The 9,804-nt window shown below is 48.1% G+C and carries 7 protein-coding genes and 1 pseudogene; 1 reads left to right on the forward strand and 7 read right to left on the reverse strand.

Annotated elements, in window-relative coordinates:
• Window positions 1-64 precede the first annotated feature (64 nt).
• From NO887_RS17595 to NO887_RS17625, 7 genes are all read right to left on the reverse strand, one after another.
• Window positions 65-2,053 (reverse strand): TRAP transporter permease, encoded by a 1,989-nt coding sequence (locus tag NO887_RS17595; RefSeq protein ID WP_256419477.1) that lies wholly within the window; start codon window positions 2,051-2,053, stop codon window positions 65-67.
• A 472-nt stretch (window positions 2,054-2,525) separates the two neighbouring features.
• Window positions 2,526-3,173 carry an MOFRL family protein gene (locus NO887_RS17600; protein ID WP_256419478.1) on the reverse strand — a complete coding sequence of 216 codons (648 nt, stop codon included), beginning with the start codon at window positions 3,171-3,173 and terminating at the stop codon, window positions 2,526-2,528.
• Window positions 3,174-3,186: 13 nt separating this feature from the next.
• Complete coding sequence (locus NO887_RS17605) at window positions 3,187-4,017, reverse strand: IS5 family transposase (RefSeq protein WP_256419479.1); 831 nt, start codon at window positions 4,015-4,017, stop codon at window positions 3,187-3,189.
• A gap of 35 nt (window positions 4,018-4,052) precedes the next feature.
• A complete protein-coding gene (locus NO887_RS17610; protein WP_256419480.1) occupies window positions 4,053-4,790 on the reverse strand; it encodes a DUF4147 domain-containing protein in 738 nt (245 codons plus the stop codon).
• Between the two features lie 757 nt (window positions 4,791-5,547).
• The gene (locus NO887_RS17615; RefSeq protein WP_256419481.1) at window positions 5,548-5,970 is read right to left on the reverse strand and encodes a universal stress protein; all 423 of its coding nucleotides are present in this window, start codon (window positions 5,968-5,970) and stop codon (window positions 5,548-5,550) included.
• A 1-nt stretch (window position 5,971) separates the two neighbouring features.
• Complete coding sequence (locus NO887_RS17620; RefSeq protein WP_256419482.1) at window positions 5,972-7,033, reverse strand: tartrate dehydrogenase; 1,062 nt, start codon at window positions 7,031-7,033, stop codon at window positions 5,972-5,974.
• Between the two features lie 400 nt (window positions 7,034-7,433).
• Complete coding sequence (locus NO887_RS17625; RefSeq protein ID WP_256419483.1) at window positions 7,434-8,543, reverse strand: TAXI family TRAP transporter solute-binding subunit; 1,110 nt, start codon at window positions 8,541-8,543, stop codon at window positions 7,434-7,436.
• Window positions 8,544-9,549: 1,006 nt separating this feature from the next.
• Here NO887_RS17625 and NO887_RS17630 point away from each other — a divergent pair.
• Window positions 9,550-9,804: pseudogene (locus NO887_RS17630) on the forward strand (IS6 family transposase); the annotation flags it as partial.

Consider the following 9,804-nt stretch of genomic DNA (forward strand, 5'->3'; position numbering starts at 1 on the left):
TATATAAATATCGAATCAATACCTCAGATATCTGCTCCAGTCGGTGGGGATTTGAGCCGTATGATCACGCTCCTATTCGTGCTCTCAGAGTTTTCATATTGGATCCACCAAGTAACTGGCCAATATACATCACAATGATTATTCCCGCACCAATAGTTTGGATAGAACTATTGGGGTGCACCATTGTAATAATTCCAATAGTGGTGAATAGTCCGCCAATTACTATACGTAGCACAATATCGAGATCGAATTGGTAGTTAATCCCGTGAATTATACCGAGTCCACCAACTAGAATCAAGAATCCTGTAGTTATACCGGGGACACCAAGCGTGGATGACACGATCTCCGGATGATAGATGAAAGCGAACGGCAGAATAAACAGGGGTGCTGATATCTTTACAGCCTCATAGCAAGTTCGGAAGAAATCAGCTCCTGCAATTCCAGCAGCAACAGCAGCACAAGTGGCTATCGGAGGCGTTAATCCAGAAAGAATTGCTCCATAAAACACGAAATAGTGAGCACCAAGCTCAGGGATCATAAATCGGTTAATAAGCGTAGGAGCTACAAGAAGGGCCACAACGGTGTAAGCTGCAGTCGTAGGCATTCCAAGTCCTAACAATATACAGATGACAAATGAAATGATTGCCGCGATCAGCAGAAGACCGCCTGAGATCTCCATCATACTCAGTGTCAAGATTCCTGGCACCCCAGTAGTCATTAATATATCCACGACTCCGTTAATTGAGGCCAAAATAATAGCAATAGGCGCTGTAATAACAGCTCCTCGACGGAGACCAGAGACTGTTTGGCGTAGCGTCGTTTTCGCCTCATTAACTGTCTTTCCAAGAGATTTAGATTCAAGACCAGTTTGGACAACAGGGAACGAAATGCCTGTAATCAGCATGGCGATCGTCGTGTACAGTGCCGAAGTGATCACCGTCCACTGAAGAAATCCAAGAGTGTAGATTAACACTAGGAACGGAATAACGAACTTTACTGTTGCGACTATTGTGTCTTTGCGAGTTAGCGGATCGAGTTCTGCCAAGAGCACTGTCGGATCCGCATCATCTAATTGATTCCTAGCCACGTAGTGAACTGCGATAATAATACAGACAACCATTATCGCGGCAGGAATCAAGCCACCTATTATTACGTCAACATACTTTATCCCTAGAAGCGACGCCATAATGAATGCGCCAGCTCCCATCACTGGGGGAAGCACCTGTCCTGTAGTTGAAGCAACTGCCTCAATACCACCAGCAGTAGAAGGCTTCATTCCATTCTCCTTCATCATTGGTATGGTAAAGGAGCCGGTCATCCCTGCATTTGCGGTCTGGGATCCATTAATAGATCCAATAACAGCGCTAGCAATGACAGCTGTTTGCGCCACTCCTGATTCGACATATTTTGAGGTTTTCACAGCCGCTCTAAAGATTAAGTCAAAGGCTCCGTATCCCTCAAGGAGTCCAGCATAAAGAAGGAACAACGCAATCCACGCTGCCACTAATTGAGTAAGGAACCCGTAAAAACCAGTTATATCCAAAACCAATAGAAGGAGCATGCGGGTAGCAGAGAGTCCGCCATGTCCAAGAATACCCGGAACTACGTATCCAAATAACCCGTACAAAAGCGATCCAATCATAATCGCCAAGAAGGTTCTACCGAAAGACCTCCAAGCAAGATAAATCATTGTAGCAACGAATATCGCAGCTAAGATGTATTCATGGCTATATGCGTAACCAACTCGATCAATATGAAGGGTCTCAAAGTTGAGATTAATATAGATTGTAACTACCATCGTAACAATCAGTGATACTGTGAGCAAAATAACATCAAGCATGGAATCGTCTTCAAACGAATCCTTCAATTCATCAAAAATGTAGACGGCAACAGCTCCCCCCAAGAAGAGAGCACCGTACTGAGCCCTAGATAAATCAAATGTAATTGCGTACCATATTACAAATACCCAGAGAATTGCTGCCGAGACAGTTATTGATTTGTCTAGAACATCTGTTGCTTCAAGCTGCTGCAACCGTTGGCTAACAAGCCCCATGACAAAAGTCGTTGAGGCAATCATATATAAACATGATGGTTTTGGCAGTAATATTCTCGCTGTTGTTATTCCCGAACAAGTTGAAAAAGAACAGAGATCTCCTGAACTGATCCCAGTGAGCCTACGGATACCCTCACTAAAACCAGTACACAAACGCCGATCTACTTTGATCTCACGGCCAAATCACCTGCTCTACCAGTTCGTGACAAATTCAGTTCCAGAACATCTTGAATGTGATTCGTTGGTAGGTCTAGCCTGCTCCATCGTAGGTGACACCACTACCTGAGAAAGAGCCACAGATTCCCCACTAGTGCTATTACTAACACAATCAAATATCACAACAGATCACTCGCCTCCTGATCCTGCGTGCTTGCCACAGCAGGTAGTGGAGTGTTTCGATGCGTAATTCATTTCAATAGAGGCGCGTTGCTTGCCTCTCTGACTGTTCAGGAATGACGCAGAAATTACTGTACTATATTTTCGTTTTAGGAATTACGAGTATTCGAAGGTCATTAACATTAGTACCAGTAATTCCAGACCTCAAAAGCGCATCACGATCTTTCAGGTATGGATATACATCGTTCCTATCGAGTGCTGTTGAGGCTGCCTTAGCACCAATGTCCCCAGAAACGGTTTCGCTCGTAACGAGTGCCCCAACTGCGTCAGTAGCACCGTCAATACCATCAGTATCAACGGCACCGAGAATGACCCCAAGGGGGAGTTCAGTCGCAGCACTCAATGCGAACTCTAGATTTAGACCACCAGTTCCATCGCCGCTTACTGTCACCGTTGTCTCACCGCCGGAGAGTACGACCGCTGGCGGAACAACAGGGTTTCCAGTCCAACAAACTTCCTCGGCAACTGCAACGTGCGTCTTCGCAGCATCACGGACTTCACCACGGATTGAGCGTGAGAGAATGAGCGGCTCATAGCCCGCATCCGCACAGACCTTGGCCGCGACCGACAGCGCGGTATATCCATCGGCAAGGACGTGGACGGATACATTTGCTGTCGGATCAGATCTCTCACCGGTTCTGGATTCTTTGCCATGTCGCGCTTCTAGGTAGGTGATAACTGATGATGGTGCGTCTACGTTATACTGGCTGTGTTGAATCGCCATAATGCGGTGGAATTCACTGTTCGATGGCACGCTTGATATTGTAGACGACACACATCAGAGCGATCTCTTGGAACTCACGAAACCAGGAACGCGCTCGCACGGCGAAGCCGAGCGAGCGCTTCACAGCCGAATTGACGGGTTCAGTCATGGAGCGCTGATTGTAGCGTTGTTTGTCGATTCTGGCGTTGTGAGCGTGGTCGTAGGGAGCGAAGATACGGTGCTTGATGAGCGGTCTGATACCGAGTTCACGCAGCGCCTCACGGAGTGACTGCTTGTCATAGCCCTTATCGGCGGCAAGAGATCGCAGATCGCCCGCATTCCGGCGGGCGATCTGCTCAGCGAGGTCTGCGTCGCTTCCTTCCCGAGTCGTTGAGCAGTGAACGTCAAGAATGGCTTGAGACTCTGTATCGACGAGTTTCGTGACTTTCAGCTTCTGGACGCGGTAGTTGATGCGGTGGCAGTAATGGCGGCTCGCTGCCGACCGTTCGTAGAACGTGGCGTCGATAGCAGCGTGTTTCGACGGGTCGTGTAGCTGCGCCGACTGGCGCAGCAACACTCGATAGACGCTCATACTGATACGGTCAAACGCCTTACACAGCGTGGATGGTGAGGGGAGATCGGCCGCGCTGAGGCCGATCTCCCCGGTTATTTGTGGCATCTCTTTCAGCAGGTCAATCGTCATTCGGTAGGACGTATCAAGGTAAATCCGCAGACAATGCAGGGAAACGAGGGCATAGTCGGCGAATCCGCCGCCGCCTTCCGGGGCGGCGGATTCGTCTCCATCACCGGTAACAACTTGAGCAATCGGTACAATCTCACCAGTGAAGCGGGAGATTTGTGTCATGGACAACCAAATCGTCCCGCTTCAACTCCTTTGATTTAGCGACCTATCCCTACGCTGTCTAGTGATTCAACAGAGCCGTTATACTCCTCCAGCACGTTGAGTGCGTCAGCCGTAGTGGTCGGGGTTGGGGAGAGGGGGCCGCTGGCAACGACCGCCGGGTCGTCAGAGGTCACGTCGCTAAACACTAGTCCAACCGTCGTCGCAGGTGCGAGTTTCTCAGCGAGTTTGCCACCCTCCACGTCGGAAACTGCCCGCCTGACCGTGTTGATCGTCGAGATCGGGGCCCCACTCCGGAGCAGCGACTCCGTGAGCGCAACCATGTCATCAAGCTCAATCTCGCCGGACGGCGCTGTAAGGAGCGCGCTTCCGCCACCGGTAACTGGCACGAGCGCAAGGGTATCCTCATCAGTTGCACAGGCGTATTCAAGGAGCTTCCGAGTCCCAGCAACATTCGGTTGGCTCGGAAGTGGATGGGTTCTCTCCCGCATCTCTATTGGACCTGCCGACGCCGGATCATCGGTAACAATAATACCATCATCGATTCGATCACCGAGACATTCGTAGAGTGCGGCTGCGACCCTTCCTACCGCGTTGCCACCCCCGAAGACGAGCACCCTGTTGTGCGCTGCGAGGTCAACAACCTCATCGCCAACTCGGAGCATGCCATCATCAATCATCACTGATGAGCCAATTACTGACCGTGGATGGGCATTCGTGACTCCAGCTTCAAGCGCATCTAACGCGATATCTATAGAAGATCTGATCGTTGACACGCTAGAATCTGTATCACCTCCCCTTTCTAGATCGTTGCCCGTTCGGTCTGTACCATACTACCTCTATCTTCAGACTTGTTTCTGGGGTGTCCTTCCTGTATCTTATCGCGGTCAAAAATCACTGGGGTGTACGGGTTAGGAATATAAGGCCTTGTTGAAATCCTATCCTTCAGACATATTCTCGCCTGAAACAGCCGGTCGATGGAGACTGCGAATTGACTACCGAAAATTTTGGACGATACGCACGCTGTATCTCACCCAATTCGGTTACGGGATCTGGTTACCTTGATTCTCAGTTGAGTCTCTGAGGAATCTCCAAGCAGCGTACACGAACGCACCTATGAGAAGCAAAGCAGTTGCGATAAGCATCGAGAGTAGTATCTGGTGGATGACGAAGAACCCCGCAAGTAGTGCGACTGCGTAAACAGCTAAAACCATCGAGAGTATCTTTGCTACGTCCATAGAGGGCTTATTTTGTACTTCTTTAGCCGGATTATTAAAACCCGGCTTTGGTACTTCGACCGTTCTGAACCATCTGTATCTCGCACAGCGTTCTTGACAGGTAGTAAGTAATTCTACGGGTTGGTCGGTACGTGACTTGCCTGTACTGAATGATCGGTGAGTCCTCTACATATCACTTTCTAAGGATTTCAACAGAGCCGAATATAATTATTCCTTTGGCAACTCGATAATATAGCTGAAAGTTACTTTTGAGTTCAGATTTGATTACTAAACTCGTATCAAAGAGCGGTTGAAATCAGACCACAAGAACAGGCCAATCCGAGTCGATCAATACACCCTGTGTTACACTGCCGAAGAGCACTTTCCCTACTGGTGATTGGTCGCCGGAAGCAACTACAATCATGTCAACCTCTTCATCTCCAGCAGCTTCTATTATTTTAGCTGCTGGTTTTCCATGGCGAAGAGTTGAGGAGTGTGAGATATTAGATTCATTTAGTAGTTTTTCTGCCAATTCCATGGTTTCAGGTGGGTCATATTTATCGACAAGGTCAGCAGATTTCACGCGACCCCCACTATCGTCCGAAATGTCGAATTCTTCAAAGATATTTATCAGTGAAACGTGAATTGACTCACCATCCCTTGGTAAGCTTTGGATTGCCGAAATGCTATTCCGGGTACGCTGTTCTGATTCATCGATCGCGGCTAAGATTTTGTACATTTTAATCAATTATTCGGCTTTCAATATCATTGACAACATCGACTGTGGTGGCTTGACCGCCGATATCCGGTGTTTTGGGTGCATCAGGGTCCGCCAACTGCGTTTCTACAGTTTCTCGAAGCACTTCCGCGAGATCTTCTTCTCCTAAGTGGTCCATCATCATAGCACTTGACAAGATGGTGGCAATGGGATTGGCGATTCCTTCCCCCATTATGTCAAACGCAGACCCGTGAACCGGCTCAAACATGGAGGGGTATTCACCAGTCGGGTTAATATTTGTAGACGGAGCAAGACCCAAGCTTCCACTGATAGCCCCTCCAATATCTGTTAAGATATCACCAAATAGATTCGAAGCAACAATAACATCGAACTCATTGGGACGACGGACAAAGTCCATGCTTGCTGCATCGACAAGCAGTCGTTCAACAGTCACATCAGGATATTCCTGACTTACCTCCTCTACTACATCATCCCAAAACACCATACCATACGCCTGAGCATTCGATTTTGTTACATTTGTTAGGTGACCCTCACGGTTGCTTGCAGCTTCAAAAGCAGGTCTAACAATTCTCTCGGTTGCTTTCTTCGTGAATACCGCAGATTGAACGGCAACTTCATTGCTGGTTCCTTGGTGCTCTCTTCCACCTACATCAGCGTATTCTCCTTCAGTATTTTGTCGATATACGCGGAAATCAATATCCCCAGCAGATTGATTCTTCAGAGGGCTTTCAACTCCTTCGTAGAGGCGCGTTGGTCGGATACAAACATCTTGCTGGAAGCCCTTGGTAATTGGTAGCCGTAGACCTCTTAGAGTGACGTGGTCGGGAACATCTGGATGCCCGACAGCACCAAGGAGTATAGCATCATATTTCTCTAGAGTGTCAAGCCCATCCGAAGGCATCATCTCTCCCTGTTGCATGTACCGTTCACTACCCCAATCAAACCAAGTTGTGTCGAGTTCCACATCCTTGGCTTTCCCCGCCTGAATCAGAAGAGGTTCAACTGCTTCGACGATGCCATTTCCAATTCCATCTCCTGGAATGACAGCAATTTCGTATGCCATGAAAAAGTATTCTACTACAGTAGTATATAAATCCTGCGTTATGATCTGTGAATGAGAGTAATATAAAAAATTCTCGGTAGAATATTTACAGAAGTCCGTGAATTGCTCCGTTCGACAGATGAGAGGGCCGAATATCTCGAACGCTGATACGTCTACGAAGTTTCGCTTCTACTCACCAAATCGTTGTCCTCATCTTGGTTCCGCAGACAGAGGCGTCCCTCTGGAGAATATTACTCTGTGACTTATCTGAACAGCACCCAAGTAGAGGGTACTGCCCGGTAGTGACGATATTCAAGGGATCGTCGATCGAAGCGATGACGTGTAAGCTGCGGACAGATTGGATATACTTCCCGCAGCCTGCTGGTTCATGCGTGACGATTTCTATGAAACACTCTGTTCCCTAACTCTCGGATTCTCCAATTTCCCACGAATCGTCCCAGACATCGTTTTCTTGGTAGAACTCAGCAACACCTTGATGTACGGGATGTTCTGGAATGACAGAGACCGTCATGTCCTCCGGATCCGAGTGGTCAGCATAGGTTTCATCAGATTCCCTGATTGTTTCACCATGCTCATGACTAACACGTGCAAATTCGTATGCAGCATCAGCAGGGACCTCAGATCCAATCAGACACTGTAGATCTAGATTCCAACTCGTAATGCTATCGGTGACTTGCGTAACATCTTGGTTCCAACCGTAAGGCTCAATCTCCGCGAGCCGAGCACCACCAACTTCTTCAATTGTCTGTCTGAAGTCATCTGCAACCTCGACCAAGTACACGTCGTTCCGTGCATCAATTTCTTGCGCCCAACCGGTGAGTGCAACTCGGTTGGAACCATATACGGCCAGCGCATCAACTCTACCCTCTTCAATAGCACCCGGAACGTCACCGACATTTGCATTGAGTATATCGACTTCGTCCCACATACCATGTTCACGCATCAATTCTTCTGTCAGGAGCCGGGTACCGAACCCAGGTTGAATGGGATAAATTGTATTCCCAGGGAAATCAGCAGTAGATTCAATTCCGGAACCCTCTACAGCGACCCAGAATAGATCTAGGCCATTGATTCGGAATGACTGGTAAGGAATATCATCAACGGGTTCTTCCTCGAATCTATCTGCTCCGTTAAGCGCCTTCGTGATGGTATTATTGTCCGTCGCAACCGCATCGACATTACCATCATCATACTGATACATGTTTGCAACATTACCCTGAGTCTGCTGAACACTCATGGACAGCGTATCACTATGTTGTCCCAATGCACGAGCTAGCGCTTGCATCGAATTGTAGTTAGTACTCCCCTGAGATGAGCCACCCATCACCAGCTCGTATGATTCACCATCAGCACCATCCCCATTTCCGCTGCTACCATCGCTTCCGTCACTGCCATCGCTTCCGTCACCGCCATCTCCTCCACTACAGCCGGCCAAAAGGACCGTACCGGCACCGATAACTCCTGAAAGAACGCTACGCCTGTCTTCTACTATCGGATGTCGATCTGACATGCGAGTCTAACCTCATTATCTAGCATTATAAACCTTACTGTTATACAATTTATATGAGTATGCGCCCTGAATCAGTGTTTGACTACGCGCGTGATATCAGCTACTCACATGGACGCTGTTGACTGGACAGATTTGCTTTGTGCAATCCGATGATTGCGAGGAATCAATGTTTGAAATCTAGTTCAGGGTCAAATACGGCGCTGGTTAATGCAAGCTTGCGGAACTCGCGGTACCATGCGCGGGAGAGGACAGACGGGACTAAGCCGACGCTTGATGACTGAAGGGTCGATCTCAACCATCAGCGCTGGCAGTATAGCTCACTCGTGCGTTGCGCACATAATCATAAACTAGCAGCAAACAACCGGTGACGCAGCAAGTACCAGATGTCCTCTAAACAAAGGGTACTGGAGCGATCGATTTTCATATCCTTTGTCACCGGCGAGAAATTCAATTTCTCGGTCGTTCTAAGGAGAAATCGACAACCAATCTGGGTGTCGTGAGGCCAGTGTGCCGAGCAGTGTATACACGAAGATAGCGTATGAGTCAGTGTCGATGAGGTCGTCGTTTCCAGCGCCTCTATATGATGATCTGAGCAATGTGGAAAATGTTCGATGGGGGTTGTTAATGTTCTGCATGGTAGAACTATATTATGAAAAGAGAAATCCGAGATATCGGTGTTTTCATTACAATCATATAGTTGTAAATGACTTCAATTTTCATCATATATAGTAGATGAGGGAATAACCAATTACATCTATACGATCGTAATTCCTTGGCAATCTAACCCGTGGATCTTGGTTCAGGAATCGGATAATCGTCCCGTATTGTGAAACATATTATGTGACTGTAGATTTCAGCGAATGGTTTTCCCACGTTTTTTTACGGTGTGCCAGCAAATTCGGCACAATGGTCCGAAACGAACAGTTTCGTTGGAAACATTATTCCTTAGTGACGCAGTTACGGTCGCGTTAAGTTAGAGAATGAGGCGGACGATGTCTGAGTGTCTATGGCAGAAATCGACCGCCTCAGCGAACGTATTGCGTGGATCGACTTGTCGTTTGTGGAGCGAGATCGGACTCCGCGATGGGCGATTGAAGTAGGGATCCGCTGTCACTTAGCCGGTATGTCGCTCCGCGAGGTAAGTAAATTTCTCGAAAGCTTTGGGATCAGTCGGAGTCACGTCGCCATTCACAACTGGGTTCATAAAGCCGATCTACAGCCGATCTCGACAGTCTCTGCGGATCAGCTTGCGGTTGACGAA

This window comes from Halorubrum laminariae, assembly GCF_024494655.1.
GTDB lineage: Archaea > Halobacteriota > Halobacteria > Halobacteriales > Haloferacaceae > Halorubrum > Halorubrum laminariae.

Coding starts and splice junctions, on each gene's coding strand:
- NO887_RS17595 (WP_256419477.1), bottom strand. CDS start 2,053: ATGGGGCTTGTTAGCCAACGGTTGCAGCAGCTTGAAGCAACAGATGTT.
- NO887_RS17600 (WP_256419478.1), bottom strand. CDS start 3,173: ATGGCGATTCAACACAGCCAGTATAACGTAGACGCACCATCATCAGTT.
- NO887_RS17605 (WP_256419479.1), bottom strand. CDS start 4,017: ATGACACAAATCTCCCGCTTCACTGGTGAGATTGTACCGATTGCTCAA.
- NO887_RS17615 (WP_256419481.1), bottom strand. CDS start 5,970: ATGTACAAAATCTTAGCCGCGATCGATGAATCAGAACAGCGTACCCGG.
- NO887_RS17620 (WP_256419482.1), bottom strand. CDS start 7,033: ATGGCATACGAAATTGCTGTCATTCCAGGAGATGGAATTGGAAATGGC.
- NO887_RS17625 (WP_256419483.1), bottom strand. CDS start 8,543: ATGTCAGATCGACATCCGATAGTAGAAGACAGGCGTAGCGTTCTTTCA.